Source organism: Streptomyces sp. NPDC057424 (assembly GCF_042803315.1).
In the GTDB taxonomy this organism is placed as follows: Bacteria; Actinomycetota; Actinomycetes; order Streptomycetales; family Streptomycetaceae; genus Streptomyces.
Genome location: NZ_JBHVCP010000077.1, coordinates 9,725 through 28,667, shown reverse-complemented (window position 1 = coordinate 28,667; position 18,943 = coordinate 9,725). Strand labels below are relative to the sequence as shown.

The following is an 18,943-nucleotide window of genomic DNA, read 5'->3' as shown; positions in this document are numbered from 1 at the left end:
CCGGCATGCCGACGGGCTGCCTCGAGAGGAGCCCGCCTGTCCCCTGTGCCGGCGGATGTCCGGAGGCTCGAGCGGGCGGCCGCCGTGGCCGGCGGGCACGCGGCGGACGCCTTCCTCGCCCCCCGTGCGCCGTCCGGGCCACGCAGGGGGACAGGGTCTGTGCGCTGACGGGGCGGCCGCGTCACGGGTGCTGCTCAGCCGGGTGCACGACCGCCAGCCTGCGACGGTGCCGTCACTTCGACGTGTAGCGGTGCCGGGTCCACAGCGGCAGGACGAACCAGCACAGCAGGTACCAGCCGACCACGCCGGCGACCAGGTAGGGCACGAAGCCGTCGTGCGTCGCCACGCGCAGGATCAGCAGCAGTGAGGCGGTCGTCGTGGCGAGCAGCAGCACGAGGCCGAGCAGGGTGAGCCGGGAGGCCAGCTGCACCGCCTGGGGTTTGACGCGCCGACCGGAGACGAGGCGGTGCAGGGACACCGGGCCGATGAGGGCCCCGGTCGCGCAGGCGCCCAGGACGACCGTCACGAGATAGATCGTCTGGTCGGTGCCGGAGAGATCGTCGTACTTCTCGGTGAACACCACGGTGAGCAGAAAGCCGAACAGGATCTGCACGCCCATCTGCGCCACGCGGACCTCCTGGATGAGCTCCTGCCACATCCGGTCCGCTCTCTCCTCCTCCGTCTCATTGCGCCCCCGGCGCATGACCCCGCCCTCTGCCGCGTCCGACACTGTTCCTCCTGGTGTGTGACCTGAGCCCTCCTTTTTCCCGGGTTCCCCCCAACCAGTCGTCGTCCCAGGGAGCGGGCGGTTTGAGCGATCAGGTGACGGTTACACGGACGGCGCCAGTATTCAGAGCCCGAGGAGGTCGTGGACGCATGTCCGGTACGCAGCTCACCGTGACGCTCAGCGGCGGAGGCGCCGACGACGCGCGAGCGGTCGTCCGCGCCCTGGAAGGCACGTTCGGGGCACCGGACGAGCTTCCCGCCGACGAGAACGCGACGGTGCACATGGCGACCTTCGACGGGGAGACGGAGGCGGGTACCGCCGGCGACGGAGAAGGTTCCGGGCGGCTGTCCGCGCCGGTGACCGTCACCGTCCAGGGCAGCCCGCAGGCCGTGCGGCGGGCGAGCGACACGCTCACCCGGGCCTTCACGGCACGCGACGACGGTACCGCCTCCGGCGACCAGGAGCAGGAGAGGCAGTTGCTCCTGGAGCCGTGAGAGCCGGTTTCACCAGCGGGATTCGACCTGGTCCTTGATGCGCCGGTCGTACAGGTCGCGGATCGCGCCCATCGTCTCGCCGGGCAGCTCCGGGAGGCGGGCGGCGGCCGCGTTGGCCCGGGCCTGCTCGGGCGAGCGCGCGCCGGGGATGACGGTCGTGACGCCGGGCTGCTCGACGATCCAGCGCAGGGCCAGCTGGGCCGGGGTGTATTCCCCGGGCGCGAGCGCGGCGAACTCGGCGGCGGCTTCGACGCCGGTGGCGTAGTCGACGCCGGAGAAGGTCTCGCCCACGTCGAAGGCCTCACCGTGCCGGTTGTAGGCGCGGTGGTCGTTCTCCGGGAAGACGGTGTCCCGGGTGTACTTGCCCGACAGCAGGCCGGAGGCCAGCGGGACGCGCGCGATGATGCCGACGCCCGCCTCACGGGCGGCCGGGAGCACCTCACGCAGGGGCTTCATGCGGAACGGGTTGAGGATGATCTGCACGCTCGCCACGTTCGGCCGGGCGATCGCGGTCAGCGCCTCCTCACAGGTCTCGACGCTGACGCCGTACGCGGCGACGCGCTCCTCCTCGACCAGGGTGTCGAGGGCGTCGAACACCTCGTCCGTGGAGTAGACCGGCGTCGGCGGGCAGTGCAGCTGCACCAGGTCGATGCGGTCGACGCCGAGGTTGCGCCGGGAGCGGTCGTTCCAGGCGCGGAAGTTGCCGAGCACGTAGTTCCCGGGGATCTGGTCGACCCGGCGGCCCATCTTCGTGGCGACCATGACGTGCAGGTCCGGGCGGCCGCTGAGGAACGTGGCGATGGTCTGCTCGCTGCGGCCGTCGCCGTACACGTCGGCGGTGTCGAAGAAGGTCACTCCGGCCTCGGCCGCCGTCTCCAGTACCGCGAGGGCTTCCTTGTCGTCGACGTCTCCCCAGTCGGCACCCAGCTGCCAGGTGCCCAGACCGATGACGGAGGCGTGCTGACCCGACCTGTCGAATGTGCGCTCGTCCATGGGCGTCAGTCTGTCATCCGTCTCGGCGCCGCGCGGAGCGGCGGTTCACCCAAGGGGTCGAGGAGGTTGGTCCCGGGAGGCCAGTGCCCGCGCGTGCACGGTTCGCGCGACCTTCGGCCCCAGCCAGCGCTTGAACCGGCGCAGCGGCTCCAGTTGCCCGGCGGCCCGGTCTAGCCGGTAGTACAGCTGGGGCGGGACGTAGGGCAGCAGGGGTGAGTGGCGCTGGCCGAGCAGGGCGAACATGCGCTCCGGGGGGAGGTGCATGTAGCGGGGCAGGTTCTCGTACCACTGGGCGCTGTAGCGGGCCGCGCTCTGTACGGGCAGCAGGGCCGCCTTGCGTTCCCGCTCGTAGCGGGCGAGGGCCTGTGGGAGCTCCGGGTGTTCGCGCAGCGCGGCGGCCAGGGCGATGGCGTCCTCCAGGGCGAGGGTGGTGCCGGCGCCGATGGAGTAGTGCGTGGTGTGGGCGGCGTCGCCGAGCAGGACCAGGTTGCCGTGGTGCCAGGTGTCGTTCGTGAGGGTGCGGAAGGTCTGCCACGGGGTGCCACCGGGGCGGCCCAGCAGGGGGTGGCCCTCGAGGACGCCGGCGAAGAGCTTCTCCAGCAGGGCGCGGCCGTCGGCCTCGCTCGCCCGGTCGAGTCCGAGCCCGGCCCAGGTCTCGGGCGCGCACTCGACGACACAGGTACTGCGGTCGGGGCCGTAGCCGTAGCCGTAGCACCAGATCCAGCCGTGGGCGGTCTCGACGAAGGCGAAGGTGAAGGCGTCGAAGACCTTGGTGGTGCCGAGCCAGACGAAGTGGTTGCGCCCGGGCGTGAGCTGGGTGCCGAAGTGTGCGGAGCGGTGGGTGCGCAGTTCGCTGCGGACACCGTCGGCCGCCACGATCAGGTCGGCGCCGGAGGGCAGGCCTCCGATGGTGATCTCGCGCTCGTACTCCAGGCGTACCCCGAGGTCGCGGGCGCGGGCGGCAAGGATCTCCAGCAGCCGGTGGCGGCCGATGCCGTGCCCCTGGTCGCCGCTGTGCCGGGTCGTCAGGTTCCGGACGTGGGCGACGCCGTCGCACCACCGGACGGAGCCCGCGTCGAGGAGGACCGCCGACTCGGGGTCATGCTCGTGGAGCCGGTCGAGCAGTCCCTGCCAGTACGTCACGCCCCAGCCGTATGTCGAACCCTCCGGATCGCGTTCGTAAACGGTGATGTCGTGGGACGGGTCCTGCCGCTTGAGCAGGATCGAGAGATACAGACCGGCGGGCCCGCCGCCGACACAGGCGACCTTCACGCACACCCCTGAGAGTTACCGAGAGCTGTCCATTGCGGACGCAGAGTAGCAGCCAGGGGGCATCCCGGGCCGGACCGCCGAATCGCGCCAGTTTCACGGCGTGACGCGCACCACGGGCAGCGGGCCGCACCGGCAGAAACATCCACCGCGGCAGCCTTCACGGGCGGAACTTCCCCCTCCGCGCCCCCGCACAGACCCCTCGCGGCAAGATCATCTTCGTTCAACCTTGCACGACATAAGGGGAATTGCCCTGATCGCAGCCAACCGGCTCGCGTGGATTTCTCCCGGTAGCGAGCGGGCCGATAGGCATGCGGTGGCATCACCCGAACCCACCCAGGAGGTCCGTATGCCGGAACTCAGCCGTCGCAGCGCGCTCACCGCCGCGGCCGTCCTCGCCACGAGCGCGGGGACGTTGTCCGCCCTCACCCCGGCCTCGGCAGCCGGGCACCACGGCTCCCCCGGAAGCTTCGACGAGGTCTACAAGGGCCGCCGGATACAGGGCCGACCGGCCACCGGGTCCGGTCACCACCAGCACCACGGCTCGGGATACGCGGTGTTCGTCGACGGGGTGGAGCTGCACGTGATGCGCAACGCCGACGGCAGCTGGATCAGCGTCGTCAGCCACTACGACCCGGTGGCCACCCCGCGCGCCGCCGCCCGCGCCGCGGTGGACGAGCTGCAGGGCGCGCCCCTGCTGCCCTTCCCCGCCAACTGACCCGCCCCGCACGGCATCTGGAGCACCCGCACATGGCTGTCCGCAAGAACCAGTCCACCCTGACCGCCGACGAGAAGCGGCGTTTCGTCGCCGCGCTGCTGGAGCTGAAGCGCAGCGGCCGCTACGACGAGTTCGTCACCACGCACAACGCGTTCATCGTCTCCGACACCGACAACGGCGAGCGGACCGGGCACCGCTCACCGTCCTTCCTGCCCTGGCACCGAAGATTCCTCCTGGAGTTCGAACGGGCACTGCAGTCGGTGGACGCTTCGGTGTCGCTGCCCTACTGGGACTGGACCGTCGACCGCACACCGCGCGCCTCGCTGTGGGCGCCCGACTTCCTCGGCGGCACCGGGCGGGAGCGGGACGGCCGGGTGACGGACGGGCCGTTCTCCGCGTCCGGCGGCAACTGGCCGATCAACGTGCGGGTCGACGGTCGTACGTTCCTGCGGCGCTCCCTCGGCTCCGGGGTACGGGAGCTGCCGACGCGGGCCGACGTCGAGTCGGTGCTGGCGATGTCCACGTATGACATGGCGCCCTGGAACAGCGGTTCGGACGGCTTCCGCAACCATCTCGAAGGGTGGCGGGGCGTCAACCTCCACAACCGCGTCCACGTCTGGGTCGGCGGACAGATGGCCACCGGGGTCTCCCCCAATGACCCGGTGTTCTGGCTGCACCACGCGTACATAGACAAGCTGTGGGCCGACTGGCAGCGTCGGCATCCCGGCTCCGGCTATCTGCCGGCCGCGAACACGCCGAACGTGATCGACCTGCACGAGACGATGCGTCCGTGGCACGACACGAGCCCGGCGGATCTGCTGGACCACACGCCGCACTACACGTACGACGCCTGATCAGACGGCCGCGCCCGTGCGGCACTCCGGGTGCCCCCAGCCGCTGTCGTTCCTGGCGATGGACTCGCCGGCCGCGTACGAGCGGCCGCACTGGCAGCGGCCGGGGAACTTCGCCTTGATGGTGCGCGAGGAACCCTTCCCGGCAGAACCCTTCCCTCCGGCGGCGGTGCGGGCCGCGCCGCCGCGCGGGCGGGGCCGCGTGGCCTTGGCCGGGGTGTCCGGGGCGGGCGGCGGCTCGGGGGAGCCGAGGCCGCTGCCCGCGGGCTCCTGGACGGTGGCGGCCTGACTGGCGGCGCGGTCGGCGAAGTCGTTGAGCCGGTCGCCGTCGACCTGGTGGGCGGGGACGTAGCGGAACTCGACCGAGCGGCCGTCCAGGAGCTCGTCAATGCGCACGACAAGGTCCTGGTTGGCGACCGGCTTGCCCGCGGAGGTCTTCCAGCCGTTGCGCTTCCAGCCGGGCAGCCAGGTGGTGACGGCCTTCATCGCGTACTGCGAGTCCATCCGGATCTCGAGCGGCACGTCCGGGTCGGTCGCCGCCAGCAGGCGCTCCAGCGCGGTGAGTTCGGCCACGTTGTTGGTGGCCTTGCCGAGCGGCCCCGCCTCCCACCGCTCCGGTGTCTCAGAAGCGTCGGCGACCACCCAGGCCCAGCCCGCGGGCCCGGGATTTCCCTTCGAAGCCCCGTCACACGCGGCCACAACACGTTCACGCATGCGCTCGATCATGCCATGGCCGCTGGGGCCGTCCGGCCGGGAGGTCCGGGTGCCTACGCCACGTCGGTCAGCTTCGGCATGTCTCCCTCGGTCTTCGTGATGTCGATCACCGAGAAGATCGCGCCCTGCGGGTCGCTGATCACCGCGAACCGGCCGAACGGGGTGGTCATCGGACCGAACCTCAGCACGCCGCCGAGCTTGGCGGCCTTCGCCACGGCCTCGTCGCAGTCCTCCACGGCGAAGTACACGTTGATGTACGGCGGCACCTCGGGCGTGAACTCCTCCGTCATCTTCATCCGGCCCAGCACGGTGCGCTCGCCGAGGTCGTAGATCCGGAAGTCCATCTCGTCCTCCATGTCCCGCTGCCGGTAGGAGAAGACGGCGGGGAAGAACGCGTCGGACTTCTCCGGCTCGCGGGTGAAGACCTCCGCCCAGGTGTAGGCGCCGGGCTCGGCCATCGCCTGGAAGCCCTCATGGGTACCCGCCTGCCATAGGCCGAAGACGACACCGCCGGGGTCGCGGGCCAGGCACATGGTGCCGAAGTCGGCGACCTGCATGGGTTCCATCAGCACCTCGCCGCCGTGGTCACGGATCCGGGCGGCGGTGGCGGCGGCGTCCTGGGACGCGAAGTAGAGGCACCACTGCGACAGGCCCTCCTGGCCGGGCATGGGCGGGACGACGGCGGCGACCGCCTTGCCGTTCGCGTAGGCCTCCGTGTAGTTGCCGAACTCCGTCGACGCCTCGGCGAAGGTCCAGCCGAGGACCTCCCCGTAGAAGCTCTTGGCCCCTTCGAGGTCGCTGAACATCGCGTCGGCCCAGCACGGGGTTCCTTCAGGTTGCACGGCCATGGCTACGACCCTCTCCTCATGGGTGGAATCGTCCGTTTCCTCACGCTAGTCACCCAGGGGCCCACTCGCGCGTCGAGTGGGCGTTCGGAGGTCGTACGTCTTCCCCCCGGCGCCCGGCTGTGCTTGCCTGGGGGCCGTTTCGGTGGCCGGGGTGGGAGTTGCCGTATGCGCAAGCCGTGGGTCGTGGGTGTACTGCTGGCGGGGGTGCTGCTCGGCGCGTGCGGAGATCCCGCGTCCGCGCCCGAGGACCCGGCGCCGGCCGCGCCCCGCGCGTCGGCCACCACCCACCAGCGTGCGCCCGCCTCCCCCGGTCCGGCACCGGGGAAGGCACCCAGGGTGCTGTACCTCGGCGACTCGCTGGCGATGGAGGGGCAGAAGGTCCTGGGCCAGGAGTTACGCCGGGAGCTGAAGGCGCGGTACACCGGCGCCCCGTACTCCGGCACCACCCTGTGCGACTACCTGGAGGGCACGGCCGACCGGTCCCTGGTGCCGGCCGCGGACAAGGCCGCCGCACTGGTGCGCAGGCTGCGGCCCGACTTCGTGGTCCTGCAGTTCTGGGGGAACTCCTGGGGCTACACGCCGTGCATGGACGGCATCACCTACGACGCGTCACCCGCCCGGTACTTCGGCCGCTACGAGGCCGACGCGCGCCGCCTCACGGAGCAGATCACCGCGGCCGGAAGCGGCAGCCGCCCGAGGGTCGTCTGGGTGTCCCAGGGCCCCGACCCGATCACCCCCGACCGGGTCCGCCGCGTCAACGCGCTCTACGAGAAGCGGGCCGCCGCCTCGGGCGACCTCGTGGCGGACGCCGGGAAGGCGGTGAGCCCGGCCTCCGGCCGCTACACGTGGGCGCAGTACCTGCCGTGCACGGCCTACGAGCGTGCCCACCCCGGCTTCTGCACGCAGCCCGGCCGCGACCGCACCGCCCTGCACCGCGACGACGACTATCTGCACTTCTGCCTGGCCCCCACCACCACCAAGCCGAAGCCCTGCCCGGTCCGCTCCCCCGGGATCCTGCGCATCGCCCAAGAGATCACCAAAACCATTCGACAGGCGGCGCGTTGACCCCCCTGAACGGGCACCATGTGCGCCGAGCGGGTGCATGAGGACGAGCTGGACGTCGACGACTCGCTCGTCGGTCGGCCGATCGCGGAGCAGTTCCCGCAGGGGGCCGGTCTGGCCCTGCGGCGACCGGAGTCCTCCGGGACGGAGAACGCCGTGTTCCGCCTCGGCGCGGACAAGATCGTACGGCTTCCCCGGCATCCCCGCGCCGTGGAGGCCATCGCGCGCACGAGCTGTGCCGGCTGCCCCGGCTGGGCCCCGGGCTGCCCGCCGCCTCACCCGAACCCCTGGGCAGGGGCTAACCCGGCAACGAGTTCCCGTGGCCCTGGTCGGTCTGCACCTGGCTGGACGGCCGCAACCCGGTGCCCGGCAGGCTCGAGGAGCCCCGGCATGTGATCGGGGAGATCCTGGCGGAGCCGGCGTGGGGGGCGGAGACGGCGCTCCGTCCCCGCGGGGGGCGTCACTCGCCCGCGTACGCCTTCTCCAGGGCGGCGATGTCGAACTTGCTCATCGCCATGAACGCCTGGGTCACCCGCGCGGCCTTCGCGGGGTCCGGGTCGGTGATCATCTCGTCGAGCCGGTCCGGGACGACCTGCCAGGACACGCCGAACCTGTCCTTGAGCCAGCCGCAGGGGCCGGGCTCGCCGCCGTTCTCGGTGAGCCTGGTCCAGTAGTAGTCGATCTCCTCCTGGTTCTCGCAGAAGATCATGAAGGAAGTGGCCTCGGTGAACTTGAACTGGGGGCCGCCGTTGAGCCCGAGGAACCGGTGCCCGTTGGCCGTGAACTCGACGGTCATCACGCTGCCGGCGGCCTGGAGCGCCCCCTCGGGGTAGCGCGCGATCTTGCCGATGCTGGAGTTCTTGAAGATCGAGACGTAGTGGTGCGCGGCCTCCTCGGCCTCGCCGTCGAACCAGAGACACGTGGTGAAACCGTCGGTGGTCATGAGTCCTCCTGGAGGCGTGGAACGCTGTCACCACTGTCGACCGCTCCTCGCTCCGGAACTCATCGGCCGGGGGCCCGGAAAACCAGATGGCCGCTACACCGTTCGGAACTAGCATCGCGGTCATGACGTCCACGCCCGCCGACAGCGGCATCCGTCCCTTCCGTATCGACGTACCGCAGAGCGACCTCGACGACCTCCACGAGCGCCTCGACCGGACCCGGTGGCCCGACGAGCTGCCCGGCGTGGGCTGGACGTACGGCGTTCCGTCGGGCTACCTGCGCGAGCTGGTGCGGTACTGGCGACACGCGTACGACTGGCGGACCGCGGAGGCGCGGCTGAACGCGTGGCCGCAGTTCATCACCGAGATCGACGGCGCGCAGGTGCACTTCGCGCACATCCGCTCCCCCGAGCCCGACGCCACCCCGCTTCTCGTCACGCACGGATGGCCGGGGTCGATCGTCGAATTCGCCGACATCGTGGGGCCGCTGACGGACCCGGCCACCCACGGCGGGGACCCGGCCGACGCCTTCCACGTCGTGCTGCCGAGCATTCCCGGCTTCGGGTTCTCCGGTCCCACCCGGGAGACCGGCTGGGAGGCACGCCGGATCGCCGACGCGTGGGCCGAGCTGATGACACGCCTCGGCTACGAGAGGTTCGGCGCCCAGGGCGGCGACTGGGGTGCGGCCATCTCCCGCGAACTGGGCCGCGTCCATCCCGGCCGGGTCGTCGGCATCCACCTCAATCTGCTGCCCGGGGCGCAGGCGGCCGTCGAGCCGACCGCCGAGGAGCTGGAGGCGCTGAGCCCCGCGGAGCGGGAGCGCACGCTCACCTCATGGCGGCGGTGGGCGCGGTGGTCGCGCGACGGCACGGGCTACTTCCACGTGCAGTCCACCCGGCCACAGACCCTGTCCTACGCGCTCACGGACTCCCCGGTGGGACAACTCGCCTGGATCGTCGAGAAGTTCCAGGGGTGGTCGGACTGTGCAGAGCTGCCCGAGGAGGCCGTCGACCGGGACCTGATGCTCACGAACGTGATGCTGTACTGGCTGACGGGCACGGCCGGTTCGTCGGCCCGGGTCTACTACGAGCGCGCCCACGCCCGGGGCGAGAGGACCGCGGCCCCGCAGGAGCCCTCCACCGCGCCGACCGCGGTGGCGTCCTTCTTCGGCGACCCCCAGATCCCGCTTCGCCACAAGGCGGAGCGGACGGAGAACATCGTCCGCTGGACGGAGTTCGACCGCGGCGGGCACTTCGCGGCGATGGAGAAGCCGGAGCTGCTGGCCGGTGACGTGCGGGCGTTCTTCCGCCAGTTGCGCGAGAAGGGCTGAGTCTTCGGGCTCCGCCGGTAGCGGATCTGCCGAGGGCAGAGAAACCGTTCACGGCCATCGTCCGAGGCCAAGAGTGGAGTCGACGGCACATCCCCGACCTGTCGCGGTCCCCGTCGCCGCGACGAGGAGAACCGATGACTCCACTCACCGCACTCACCCCGCGGGCGGAGGAGGGCGACACCCCTCCGACCCGGTTCGACGACCACCTGGCCGCCCAGCTGCTCGCGCAGCGCATCGTGCTCCTGGGCACCCAGGTCGACGAGGTCTCGGCGAACCGGGTCTGCTCCCAGCTGCTCATCCTGTCCGCGGAGGACGCGCACACCGACATCAGCCTGTACATCAACAGCCCGGGCGGTGCGGTGCACGCGGGCCTCGCCATCCACGACACGATGCGGCTGATCCCGAACGACGTCTCCACGCTGGCCATGGGCTTCGCGGCCAGCATGGGCCAGTTCCTCCTGAGCGTCGGCGCGCCGGGCAAGCGCTACGCCCTTCCGAACGCGCGCATCATGATGCACCAGCCGTCGGCGGGAATCGGGGGCACCACCGCCGACATCGAGATCCAGGCGGAGAACCTGGAGTTCACCAAGCGGACCATCGAGCGGATCACCGCCGAGCACACCGGCCAGAGCCCGGAGACCATCTCCCGGGACGGTGACCGGGACCGCTGGTTCACGGCCGAGGAGGCCAGGGAGTACGGCATGGTGGACCGGGTCGTGGAGTCCCTCGCGGACATCCGCCCGGCGGCCACCCGGCGCAGGATGGGGCTGCAGTGATGGGTACGTACACGATTCCGAACGTCGTCGAGCGCACCCCGCAGGGCGAGCGGTCCTACGACGTGTTCAGCCGGCTGCTGTCCGAGCGGATCATCTTCCTCGGCACCGAGATCGATGACGGCGTCGCCAACGTCGTCATCGCCCAGCTCCTCCACCTGGAGTCGTCGTCCCCGGAGAGCGAGATCGCGATCTACCTCAACTCCCCGGGCGGCTCGTTCACTTCACTCATGGCCATCTACGACACCATGACGTTCGTGCAGGCGCCGATCTCCACGTTCTGCGTCGGGCAGGCGGCCTCCACGGCGGCCGTCCTGCTGGCCGGCGGGGATCCCGGGCGGCGGTTCGTGCTGGAGCACTCACGGGTGCTCCTCGGACAGCCGGCCGCCGGCGGGCAGCGCGGCATGGTGTCGGACCTCGCGCTCCAGGCCAAGGAGATGGTGCGGATCCGCTCCCAGGTGGAGGAGGTGCTGGCGCGGCACACCCACCACGACGTGGCGGCCCTGCGGGCCGACATGGACCGCGACAAGGTGTTCACCGCGCAGGAGGCGGTGGGCTACGGACTGGCCGACGAAGTGCTCGGCCGGCGCCTCGTGAGGGTCTGAGGCGCCGGCCGACACAGCTCAGGCGGCCAGGCACATTCCGTCGTGCGACGAGGTGGACAGCCCGCGGCGGCTGCCGCCCGCGTGGCGCGACGTGACGCGGGTCAGTTCGCCCTGCGCCCTCGTCAGCAGGTCGCCGAGGTTCAGCCCGAGGGCGTGGGCGGCGGCCGCGAGGACCTCCGAGGAGGCCTCCTTGCGGCCGCGCTCCACCTCCGAGAGGTAGGGCATGGAGATCCGCGCCTGGTCGGCGACGTCCTTCAACGTGCGCTCCTGTGCGAGGCGTTCACGGCGCAGGACGTCGCCGACCAGGTCCCGCCACAGCGGCTCCTTCCCGGCGGGGGCCGGAGGCGCCTGGCGCGGTGGTGCTCCGGCGGGGCGCGCGGCGTGCGGGCGCAGCGGGATGACGCGGGCTTCGTTCGGCAGGTGGTTGCTCACCTCTCCAGCCTAGGAATTCCGGCCGCCGGGGGAAGGGCCCGGCGTTCCGCCCTGGGTGGAATCACCGCGACCACGGCACTGAGGGGAACATTCCCCCATTTTCATCCAGGGAAAATCGGAGAGCATGGTGCGCGTCAAGCCGGGTACCCGCAACTCGGGAGTACCTATGCAGCTGTCCGCCGCGACGTTCGGGAGAGGTAATGGAGACCGCCGTGATCCGGTCGAAGGCACAGGTCGTCGAAGAGAACGCCGAGGCCAGCGCGGGTGACGGAGCACTGCCGGGCGTCGTGGACCCCCGGTCCGTGGCCCCGCGGGACGCGAGGGAGCTGTCCCGCCAGTTCTTCCAGCGCCTGACGGAACTCGAAGAGGGCACGCACGAGTACCAGTACGCGCGCAACACCCTGATCGAGATGAACATGTCGCTCGTACGTTTCGCGGCCGGCCGGTTCCGCGGCCGCGGTGACGACATGGAGGACATCGTCCAGACCGGCATGATCGGCCTGATCAAGGCCATCGACCGGTTCGAGCTCTCGCGCGAGGTCGAGTTCACCTCCTTCGCGCTGCCGTACATCGTCGGCGAGATCAAGCGCTTCTTCCGGGACACGACCTGGGCGGTGCACGTGCCGCGGCGGCTGCAGGAGCTGCGCGTGGAGCTGGCCAAGGCCCGTGAGGAGCTCGCGAGCCGACTGGACCGCGAGCCGACGGTCGCCGAGCTGGCCACGCTGATGAACATCTCCGAACGCCAGGTCGTGGAGGGGCAGATCGCGGCGAACGGGTACAACTCGTCGTCGCTGGACGCCGCGCTCACCGGCGACGGTCCGGAGAGCGGCGAGGCGGTCCTGGCCGACTTCATCGGCGTGGAGGAGGACGGGCTGCGGCTCGTCGAGGACTTCCACTCGCTCGCCCCGCTCATGGCGGAGCTCAGCGAGCGCGACCGGCAGATCATCCACATGCGGTTCGTGGAGGAGGCCACCCAGGCGGAGATCGGTGAGCGGCTCGGCTGCTCGCAGATGCACGTCTCCCGTCTGATCAAGCGGATCATCACACGGCTGCGCGAGGGCATGCTGGGCGAGCTGGGCTGCGCCTGACAACGTCGTCCGACCAGCGGGTGCCGTCCCCCACGCGGGAGTGGGGCGGCACCCGCGACCGTGTCGGGTGCCCTCTCGCCAAGAGAGACGGACTCACAGGAAGACCAGGCCACCGAGAAGAAGCGGAACCACTCGCACCGTCCGGGTGACGCATCTCACCCGGACGGTTCACCCCTGTGCTGTCTCGGAGAGGGGCAGCACGGCCCGCACCCGCTTGCCCACCGGCACCCGCTCCACGCTGACCTGCTCCGCGAGCGCGTGGACGATCTCCAGGCCGTGCCGGCCGATGCGCTCGGGATTACGGGGGAAGATCCGGGGCAGCGCGGAACTGCTGTCGTACACGGACACCGTCACCGCGGTGTCGGTGCCGACGAGCTCCAGGATGTACGGTCCGTTGCTGTGCCGGTCGGCATTGGTGACCAGCTCGCTCACCACCAGCAGCACGGCGCCGTCGAGTCGCTCGTCGATCCGCGCGCACCACTCGGTCCTGAGCTGCTCGAGGAAGAGCGCGGCGAAAGACCGCGCCTCGGCGATGCAGCCCTGCTCGCCGGTGTAGTGTGCCGCCCGCCTCAGCGGTTCCACGGGCACGTCGAAACCAGTCGGTATCACTGCCCCGTCCAGGTGGTCGATCATTCTTTTCTCTCTGGGAAAGCCGGACTGGCCGGACGCTCTGCACCAGTGCTCGTACCCCGAGCCGGGCTTCGCAGTCCTGACAGATGCTCGCTCGTCCGGGGCCCGGGGCATTGTCCCCCGTTCGCGGGGCACTCGGAAGGAATCAGGGCCGGCCGAAGGCGGCCGGGCCGGATCGCCGGAGGTGCGCGGTGGCCTGGTGGACATGGCTGATCATGGTGATCGCGGCGCTCGGCGCCATCGCGGTGGTGACGCTCGCCGTGCAGGCGGGCCGGCGGTCGGGGACCGTCATCGCGGTCCGGCGCCGCCCCGGCGGAAAGGGCATGCGATGAACGAGCTGCTGGCCGCCCGGAGCCTGACGACCCTGCCGGTGGTCACCCTGGGCGGTGAGGCCGTCGCTCAGGTCAAGGACACCGTTTTCGACACCGTCGCCGGGCGGATCACCGGTTTCACGCTCAGCGGCCGGGGTCTGCTGTCGGGGCCGAGGAAGCAGAGCCTGCCCTGGTCGGCGGTGCACGCCCTCGGGCCGCACGCGGTCATGATCCGCGACGCCCTCGCGCTGCAGGACACGTCCGTCGTGGTGGCCCGCCGCGAAGCCCAGCAGGGGCGGGTGCTGCACGCGAAGGTGCTCACCGACGAGGGCGCCGAGGTCGGCACGGTGCTCGACGTGATCGTCGAGGGCGGAACCAGCGGCCGGGTGGTGGGATTCCGGATCGCCGCGGGCAAGGCGCTGATACAGGGCTCCAGACGCCGCCGGCACCGGGTGTACGTGCCACGCGGCGAGACACTCGCGGTCTCCGGCCGGGCTCTGGTCATCCCCGCGGACGCCACCCGCTACGTCGCCGACGACCTGCCGGCCTTCGTCGCCCAGGTCAGCGCCTTCCGGGCCGGGCGGGAGGGGACGGCGTCATGATGCTGTTCTCCGAGGCGCGGGGCCTGCCGGTGCTGACCCTGGCCGAGGCCGAAGAGGTCGGCGTCCTGAGGGCGCTGACGGTCGACGTCGTGTCCGGTGTGGTCACCCACGTCCGGGTGCGCGGCCGGCACTCGCGCAAGGAGACCGCGCTGGCCTGGGGTGCCCTGCACGCCATCGGCCCGGACGCGGTGCTGGTCCGCACGACCGCCGGACCGGCCGAGGTGCCGCCGCACCACGAGCTGCCGGGCCTCAGGATCCTCACCGAGACGGGCGACGAGCTCGGCACGGTCCAGGACGTGGCGTTCGAACCGGAGACGGGCCGGGTCGAGGCGGTCGTCACCGCGCACGGCGACCTGCCGGCCGACCGGCTGCTCGGGCTCGGTGACTACGCCCTGGTGGTCCGCGCCGCTTGAACCGGCCGGGTCAGGAGGCCGGAGGCTGCTCCGTCGCGCCGCCGCCGGTGTCGCTCCCGGTGTTGCCGTCGGGCGGAGGCTCCTGGGTGTCGGCCGAGGGCGGCTCATTCGTCGTCGGCCCCGTCGTGTCCGTGTCAGAGGTCGGCGGTTCGCTCGTGGGCGGTCGCGACGACGTCGGGTCGGACGGTGCCGTGGGTGTGGTGACGCTCGCCGACGGAGAGGGCTCGTCCGGCTTCTGGGTCTTGTGGTCCTTCTTGCCCGTGTCGCCCTTCTGGCGCTCGAACCACTCACCGTCGGGTTCGCACATGACGAATTCGTCGACCGGCTCCGGCGCGGGCGTCACCATGACGACGTTCGAGGCCTTGTACCCCGGCCACGCGTCGCCGGTCGTCTTCGGCGCACTCTGCTGGGCGACCGGCGGGGACAGCGGGTTGCCGCAGGCGCAGCGCACCCGGGGCACGCCGCGGTCGTCGACCAGGACGGCTGTACGGGCCTCGAGGACGGCCTGGTAGCTGGTGGGAGCGCCGTCCTTGTAGCCGTGGTTGGTGACGCGGGTGTCCATGCGGAGTTGCACGGGGGTGAGCGAGCGCAGGTAGGAGGGGACCTCGGACGGCTGGATCCGGGCGACCGAGGCGAACGCGCGCTGCTTGTCCGGGGCGTCCTCGAAGTACTTGATCTGCTTCTCCACGTCACAGCTGGCGACGTTGCGGGTGCCGCCGTACAGGCCGGGCGCGTCGCCCTTGACGCCTCGGACGGCGTTCTGCGGCGCCGACTCGGTGGCCCCCGAGGGCGAGATCGGTGAGGCGGAGCTCTTCTCCTCGACCGTCGACTCGGTGAATGCGTCCGGGCCCGTGTCGGCCGCGGGCTGGAGGAAGACCTCGCCGCTGGACGTGCTGGTACCGCCGTCGGACGCACCGGTGCCGCCGTTGTCGGGCCGGGAGAGCACCACGGCCAGGACCACGGCGGCCACCACGGCGGTGGCGATGATCGCGACACGGGGCACGGATCCCCACCACGGTCGGCGGGGCTCCGGCTCCTTGCCGCCTCCTCCGCTCGGCGGCTCGGAGGGCGGGCCGCCGCCCGAGGGCGGCTGGGAGGGACCCGACAGCGGGCCCGAGGGAGGTCCTGTGGGGCGGCCGGACGACGGCGGATCGACGCTCACGAGTCCTTCTTCCCACGTGGGTTCTCTACGGCCTCGCACAACAAAGATGTCTTGTTCCGGTATAGGCCGCTTTTCCACTACATGTTCATTGTGTGCCCCGGCCCCGTGCGCCCCGCAAGCCGACGCGGACGGACCTCTCCGGCAGGCGCCCGGCGCGGGGGCTGCTTAGCGTGGCAGCGTGAGTTCGCGCACCCCCTCCGGCCAGGCACGCACCTCCGGCGAGCGGGCCGCCGCCCCCCACGGCTGGGCGCACGCCCTCGTCACGGTGCTCGGCGGGCTGCTCGCCATGGCGGTGGTGGCCGCCCTGGGCCTGTGGGCGGCCGGGGCAGCGGACCTTCCCGACGGTGCCTTCGCCCCCGTCGTCGCGGCCACCATGGTCACCGCGGTCGGCGGCACGGTGAAGCTCGCCGGAAGCGCCGGCGACCTCGCCGACACCCAGGCGGGCCTGACGGTGATTCCGCTGTCCGTCACGCTTTCCGGGGCACTGGTGATCGCCTGGGGGTTCCTGCGGCCGCTGCGGCACCGCGCGGTCGCCGGTGCCGCGGAGCTGGCCGGCTGGGCCGGACGGGTGGCGGCTCTGTGGCTGCCGGCGCTGATCGGCCTGACGCTCGCCGCCCGCCACACCTTCGACATCTCCCTCGGGGACGACACGCTCGGTGAGCTCGGCGACCTGTTCGGCGCATCACCGGAGATCGGCTTCACCACCGACGTTCCGCTGTCCGTGTTCCTCGGGGTGGTCTGGCTGGCCGGTGTTCTGGTGCTGGCGCTGCTGGTGTCGCGCGGGGCCCCGTTGCCCGCGGGGCTGCTGCGCTTCCAGGCGTCGGTGCGGCCGGCCGCGTACGCGATGGTCGCACTGCTGCTGGCCTGCGTCGTCATCGGCGTGGTGGTCGGCCTGGTCGTCGCGGCGACGAAGGGACACGCGCGGGAGACGTTCGCGGTGATCCTGCTCGGCATGCCCAATCTGGTGTGGCTGGCGCTGACGATCGGACTCGGCGCCACCTGGAACGGCAAGGTGGAGGGGCCGTTCGGGCTGCCCATGCCGCATGTGCTCGACGAGGTGCTGCGCGCCCCGGGCATCTCCGAGCTGAATCTGCGGACCCTCTCCGAGCACGACGGCCGGGTGTGGTGGCTGCTGGTCGTCGACGTCGTGCTGCTGCTGGCCGCCGCGTTCGTGATGGCGGCCCGGTCACCGGCCCGGGTGCGGGCCTGGCAGCACGCCGTGCACATGGCGGTGGCCCTCGTGCTCACGGTGTTCATGATCTGCCTCGTCGGGCGCCTCTCCGCGCACTACGGCCTGTCCGTGCTCGGCATCGGCGATCTGGGCGGCGGCCTCGGGGGCGAGCTGTTCCTGAGACCCAAGCTGTGGGGTGCCGTCGGCCTGGCCGTCCCCTGGGGGCTGCTGACCGGGTTCGCCGGGGCACTGCTGGCCCGCCACGTACGGCGGCGCGGCGAGGTCCGCTCCGGCAGTGGGAGCTGACGCCGCGCTCTACGTCCTCTGCACGAAGACCGGTTCGGCCCAGCGTGGCGGCGGCTTGGGCAGCTCCTCCCCCGTGCCCGGAAGCTGCCGGTCCACCCGCGTGGGCGATCGGGTGGCCCCGGTCCCGCCTCCGGTCGTCGCGGCCCGCAGTGCGGCGACGAAGGCGAGGCAGGACGGGTACCGGTCGTCGGGGCTCTTGGCGAGGGCCTGGGCGAAGACGGCGTCGACCCTCGGGTCGAGGTCGGGCCGGTCCTCGGTCAACGGCGGCGGTTCGTCGTACTGATGGGCCCAGAGCAGGGCCATGTCGTCGTCGCGGAGGAAGGGCGGATGGCCGGCCAGGGTCTCGAAGACGACGCAGGCGAACCCGTACACGTCGCAGCGCGCGTCGACCGGCTTGCCGGAGATCTGCTCGGGGGCGACGTAGTCGAGCGTGCCGACGAACTGGCCGACCGTGGTGAAGCCGGTCAGCGACAGCGACTTCTTCGTCAGGCCGAAGTCGGTGAGGTAGACGTGCTCGGGGTGGTCGCTGTCGGTGCCGCGGGACACCAGGATGTTGCCGGGCTTGACGTCCCGGTGGACCAGTCCGTTGTCATGCGCCGCGTCGAGCGCGGAGGCGAGTTGGGCGGCGACGCGCAGGGCGGTGACGGGCGGCATCGGTCCCTCGCGGTCGAGGACGTGCCGCAGGTCGCTGCCGGCGACGTACCGCATGGCGATGTACAGCACGCCATCCGTCTCACCCGCCTCGAACACCGGCACGATGTGCGGGTGGTCGATCGCTGCGGCGGCCCGGGACTCGTGGGTGAAGCGGCGTCGGAAGGTGTCGTTCCGGGCGAGTTCCGGGGCGAGCAGTTTCAGGGCGACGGTACGTTCCAGGCGCAGGTCGCGGGCCCGGTAGACGACGGCCATGCCGCCGCGCCCGATCTCCTGCTCGATCCGGTACCCGGCGATCTGCTGCCCGACCAGTTCGGAGGGCCGCCCCGAGAACAGGCTCGTCTCGCGGTTCAACGGCTGTCTCCCTCGGGTGAGACGACCCGGGTGGGCTCAGGCCCCACGACCCGCGTGGGGGGCGCCGCGACCGGCCGATCGGCCTCGTCCTCGCCCTCGCGCTCCTCGGGGGACACGAGGCGTGTGGGTTCGGGGACGTCAGCGGACACGGCCTCCGTGGGCTCCGGAGCGTCAGCGGATACGGCCCTCGTCGGCTCGGGAGCCTCGGGAGCCACGACTCGGGTGGGGCCGGGAGCGTCCGGAGCCACCACCCGCGTGGGCTCGGGACCGTCGGAAGCCACGACTCGCGTGGGCTCGGGTGCCTCGGCAGACCCCACCCGCGTGGGCTCGGGGGCGTCCGGGCCCACCACGCGGGCCGGCTCCGGAGCCCCCGCAGGCACAGCCCCCACCGGCCCGGGCGCATCCGAAGACACCACCCTCGTCGGCTCCGGAGCCCCGGCAGGCCCCACCCGCGTGGGCTCGGGGGCGTCCGGGCCCACCACGCGGGCCGGCTCCGGA

General features: G+C 71.7%; 22 protein-coding genes. 12 read left to right on the top strand and 10 right to left on the bottom strand.

Annotation, left to right across the window (positions count from 1 at the left end; translation table 11 throughout):
- Positions 1 to 232: 232 nt before the first annotated feature.
- The gene (locus ACFU3E_RS35120; protein ID WP_384167797.1) at positions 233 to 730 is read right to left on the bottom strand and encodes a DUF6328 family protein; all 498 of its coding nucleotides are present in this window, start codon (positions 728 to 730) and stop codon (positions 233 to 235) included.
- 146 nt (positions 731 to 876) lie between these two features.
- Here ACFU3E_RS35120 and ACFU3E_RS35115 point away from each other — a divergent pair, with 146 nt between their 5' ends.
- Positions 877 to 1,221 (top strand): hypothetical protein, encoded by a 345-nt coding sequence (locus tag ACFU3E_RS35115; protein WP_384167795.1) that lies wholly within the window; start codon positions 877 to 879, stop codon positions 1,219 to 1,221.
- 9 nt (positions 1,222 to 1,230) lie between these two features.
- Here ACFU3E_RS35115 and ACFU3E_RS35110 read toward each other — a convergent pair whose 3' ends face one another.
- Together ACFU3E_RS35110 and ACFU3E_RS35105 are read right to left on the bottom strand one after the other, a co-directional pair.
- Positions 1,231 to 2,214, bottom strand: a complete 984-nt coding sequence (locus ACFU3E_RS35110) for an aldo/keto reductase (RefSeq protein WP_384167793.1) — start codon at positions 2,212 to 2,214, stop codon at positions 1,231 to 1,233.
- Between the two features lie 45 nt (positions 2,215 to 2,259).
- Positions 2,260 to 3,492 (bottom strand): FAD-dependent monooxygenase, encoded by a 1,233-nt coding sequence (locus ACFU3E_RS35105; RefSeq protein WP_384167791.1) that lies wholly within the window; start codon positions 3,490 to 3,492, stop codon positions 2,260 to 2,262.
- Between the two features lie 340 nt (positions 3,493 to 3,832).
- Between ACFU3E_RS35105 and ACFU3E_RS35100 the strand changes: the two genes are divergently transcribed.
- The gene (locus ACFU3E_RS35100) at positions 3,833 to 4,201 is read left to right on the top strand and encodes a tyrosinase cofactor (RefSeq protein WP_384167789.1); all 369 of its coding nucleotides are present in this window, start codon (positions 3,833 to 3,835) and stop codon (positions 4,199 to 4,201) included.
- 32 nt (positions 4,202 to 4,233) lie between these two features.
- Entirely contained in the window at positions 4,234 to 5,055 is an 822-nt protein-coding gene (locus ACFU3E_RS35095; RefSeq protein WP_384167787.1) for a tyrosinase family protein, read from the top strand.
- Here ACFU3E_RS35095 and ACFU3E_RS35090 read toward each other — a convergent pair whose 3' ends face one another.
- Both ACFU3E_RS35090 and ACFU3E_RS35085 read right to left on the bottom strand, forming a co-directional pair.
- Positions 5,056 to 5,778, bottom strand: a complete 723-nt coding sequence (locus ACFU3E_RS35090; protein WP_384167785.1) for a ribonuclease H — start codon at positions 5,776 to 5,778, stop codon at positions 5,056 to 5,058.
- 41 nt (positions 5,779 to 5,819) lie between these two features.
- Positions 5,820 to 6,614 carry a VOC family protein gene (locus ACFU3E_RS35085; RefSeq protein WP_384167782.1) on the bottom strand — a complete coding sequence of 265 codons (795 nt, stop codon included), beginning with the start codon at positions 6,612 to 6,614 and terminating at the stop codon, positions 5,820 to 5,822.
- A 165-nt stretch (positions 6,615 to 6,779) separates the two neighbouring features.
- On the opposite strand from ACFU3E_RS35085, the gene ACFU3E_RS35080 reads away from it, so the two are divergent.
- The gene (locus ACFU3E_RS35080) at positions 6,780 to 7,679 is read left to right on the top strand and encodes an SGNH/GDSL hydrolase family protein (RefSeq protein ID WP_384167779.1); all 900 of its coding nucleotides are present in this window, start codon (positions 6,780 to 6,782) and stop codon (positions 7,677 to 7,679) included.
- Between the two features lie 457 nt (positions 7,680 to 8,136).
- Here the strand turns inward: ACFU3E_RS35080 and ACFU3E_RS35075 are convergent, their stop codons facing one another.
- Positions 8,137 to 8,619 (bottom strand): VOC family protein, encoded by a 483-nt coding sequence (locus ACFU3E_RS35075; protein WP_384167776.1) that lies wholly within the window; start codon positions 8,617 to 8,619, stop codon positions 8,137 to 8,139.
- Positions 8,620 to 8,741: 122 nt separating this feature from the next.
- On the opposite strand from ACFU3E_RS35075, the gene ACFU3E_RS35070 reads away from it, so the two are divergent.
- The 3 genes from ACFU3E_RS35070 to ACFU3E_RS35060 all read left to right on the top strand — a co-directional run bounded on the left by ACFU3E_RS35070 (position 8,742) and on the right by ACFU3E_RS35060 (position 11,325).
- Positions 8,742 to 9,947 carry an epoxide hydrolase family protein gene (locus ACFU3E_RS35070; protein ID WP_384167773.1) on the top strand — a complete coding sequence of 402 codons (1,206 nt, stop codon included), beginning with the start codon at positions 8,742 to 8,744 and terminating at the stop codon, positions 9,945 to 9,947.
- Between the two features lie 134 nt (positions 9,948 to 10,081).
- Complete coding sequence (locus ACFU3E_RS35065; RefSeq protein WP_384167770.1) at positions 10,082 to 10,723, top strand: ATP-dependent Clp protease proteolytic subunit; 642 nt, start codon at positions 10,082 to 10,084, stop codon at positions 10,721 to 10,723.
- Positions 10,723 to 11,325, top strand: coding sequence for a ClpP family protease (locus ACFU3E_RS35060; protein ID WP_248509780.1), 603 nt, complete (start codon positions 10,723 to 10,725; stop codon positions 11,323 to 11,325). The genes ACFU3E_RS35065 and ACFU3E_RS35060 overlap by 1 nt, the downstream gene beginning before the upstream one ends.
- Before the next feature lie 18 nt (positions 11,326 to 11,343).
- Here the strand turns inward: ACFU3E_RS35060 and ACFU3E_RS35055 are convergent, their stop codons facing one another.
- Positions 11,344 to 11,757, bottom strand: a complete 414-nt coding sequence (locus ACFU3E_RS35055; protein WP_384167767.1) for a helix-turn-helix domain-containing protein — start codon at positions 11,755 to 11,757, stop codon at positions 11,344 to 11,346.
- Positions 11,758 to 11,957: 200 nt separating this feature from the next.
- Between ACFU3E_RS35055 and ACFU3E_RS35050 the strand changes: the two genes are divergently transcribed.
- Positions 11,958 to 12,845: an RNA polymerase sigma factor SigF gene (locus tag ACFU3E_RS35050; protein WP_184854334.1), complete on the top strand. Its 888-nt coding sequence runs from the start codon at positions 11,958 to 11,960 to the stop codon at positions 12,843 to 12,845.
- A 168-nt stretch (positions 12,846 to 13,013) separates the two neighbouring features.
- On the opposite strand, the gene ACFU3E_RS35045 is transcribed toward ACFU3E_RS35050, so the two are convergent.
- Positions 13,014 to 13,478, bottom strand: a complete 465-nt coding sequence (locus ACFU3E_RS35045) for an ATP-binding protein (protein ID WP_384167763.1) — start codon at positions 13,476 to 13,478, stop codon at positions 13,014 to 13,016.
- A gap of 188 nt (positions 13,479 to 13,666) precedes the next feature.
- Here ACFU3E_RS35045 and ACFU3E_RS35040 point away from each other — a divergent pair, with 188 nt between their 5' ends.
- The 3 genes from ACFU3E_RS35040 to ACFU3E_RS35030 are packed head-to-tail and all read left to right on the top strand — an operon-like array spanning position 13,667 to position 14,801.
- A complete protein-coding gene (locus ACFU3E_RS35040) occupies positions 13,667 to 13,807 on the top strand; it encodes a hypothetical protein (RefSeq protein ID WP_384167760.1) in 141 nt (46 codons plus the stop codon).
- On the top strand, positions 13,804 to 14,388 hold the full coding sequence (locus ACFU3E_RS35035; RefSeq protein WP_384167757.1) for a PRC-barrel domain-containing protein: 585 nt from the start codon (positions 13,804 to 13,806) through the stop codon (positions 14,386 to 14,388). The genes ACFU3E_RS35040 and ACFU3E_RS35035 overlap by 4 nt, the downstream gene beginning before the upstream one ends.
- Positions 14,385 to 14,801, top strand: a complete 417-nt coding sequence (locus tag ACFU3E_RS35030; RefSeq protein WP_384167754.1) for a PRC-barrel domain-containing protein — start codon at positions 14,385 to 14,387, stop codon at positions 14,799 to 14,801. The genes ACFU3E_RS35035 and ACFU3E_RS35030 overlap by 4 nt, the downstream gene beginning before the upstream one ends.
- Before the next feature lie 10 nt (positions 14,802 to 14,811).
- Here ACFU3E_RS35030 and ACFU3E_RS35025 read toward each other — a convergent pair whose 3' ends face one another.
- Entirely contained in the window at positions 14,812 to 15,804 is a 993-nt protein-coding gene (locus ACFU3E_RS35025) for a DUF6777 domain-containing protein (protein ID WP_384167751.1), read from the bottom strand.
- Positions 15,805 to 16,141: 337 nt separating this feature from the next.
- Between ACFU3E_RS35025 and ACFU3E_RS35020 the strand changes: the two genes are divergently transcribed.
- Positions 16,142 to 17,440 (top strand): streptophobe family protein, encoded by a 1,299-nt coding sequence (locus ACFU3E_RS35020; protein ID WP_384167748.1) that lies wholly within the window; start codon positions 16,142 to 16,144, stop codon positions 17,438 to 17,440.
- 9 nt (positions 17,441 to 17,449) lie between these two features.
- Here ACFU3E_RS35020 and ACFU3E_RS35015 read toward each other — a convergent pair whose 3' ends face one another.
- The gene (locus tag ACFU3E_RS35015; protein ID WP_384167745.1) at positions 17,450 to 18,445 is read right to left on the bottom strand and encodes a serine/threonine-protein kinase; all 996 of its coding nucleotides are present in this window, start codon (positions 18,443 to 18,445) and stop codon (positions 17,450 to 17,452) included.
- Positions 18,446 to 18,943 lie beyond the last annotated feature (498 nt).

Coding starts and splice junctions, on each gene's coding strand:
- ACFU3E_RS35090 (WP_384167785.1), bottom strand. CDS start 5,778: ATGATCGAGCGCATGCGTGAACGTGTTGTGGCCGCGTGTGACGGGGCT.
- ACFU3E_RS35050 (WP_184854334.1), top strand. CDS start 11,958: ATGGAGACCGCCGTGATCCGGTCGAAGGCACAGGTCGTCGAAGAGAAC.
- ACFU3E_RS35085 (WP_384167782.1), bottom strand. CDS start 6,614: ATGGCCGTGCAACCTGAAGGAACCCCGTGCTGGGCCGACGCGATGTTC.
- ACFU3E_RS35100 (WP_384167789.1), top strand. CDS start 3,833: ATGCCGGAACTCAGCCGTCGCAGCGCGCTCACCGCCGCGGCCGTCCTC.
- ACFU3E_RS35030 (WP_384167754.1), top strand. CDS start 14,385: ATGATGCTGTTCTCCGAGGCGCGGGGCCTGCCGGTGCTGACCCTGGCC.
- ACFU3E_RS35115 (WP_384167795.1), top strand. CDS start 877: ATGTCCGGTACGCAGCTCACCGTGACGCTCAGCGGCGGAGGCGCCGAC.
- ACFU3E_RS35110 (WP_384167793.1), bottom strand. CDS start 2,214: ATGGACGAGCGCACATTCGACAGGTCGGGTCAGCACGCCTCCGTCATC.
- ACFU3E_RS35080 (WP_384167779.1), top strand. CDS start 6,780: ATGCGCAAGCCGTGGGTCGTGGGTGTACTGCTGGCGGGGGTGCTGCTC.
- ACFU3E_RS35035 (WP_384167757.1), top strand. CDS start 13,804: ATGAACGAGCTGCTGGCCGCCCGGAGCCTGACGACCCTGCCGGTGGTC.
- ACFU3E_RS35065 (WP_384167770.1), top strand. CDS start 10,082: ATGACTCCACTCACCGCACTCACCCCGCGGGCGGAGGAGGGCGACACC.
- ACFU3E_RS35045 (WP_384167763.1), bottom strand. CDS start 13,478: ATGATCGACCACCTGGACGGGGCAGTGATACCGACTGGTTTCGACGTG.
- ACFU3E_RS35075 (WP_384167776.1), bottom strand. CDS start 8,619: ATGACCACCGACGGTTTCACCACGTGTCTCTGGTTCGACGGCGAGGCC.
- ACFU3E_RS35070 (WP_384167773.1), top strand. CDS start 8,742: ATGACGTCCACGCCCGCCGACAGCGGCATCCGTCCCTTCCGTATCGAC.
- ACFU3E_RS35095 (WP_384167787.1), top strand. CDS start 4,234: ATGGCTGTCCGCAAGAACCAGTCCACCCTGACCGCCGACGAGAAGCGG.
- ACFU3E_RS35060 (WP_248509780.1), top strand. CDS start 10,723: ATGGGTACGTACACGATTCCGAACGTCGTCGAGCGCACCCCGCAGGGC.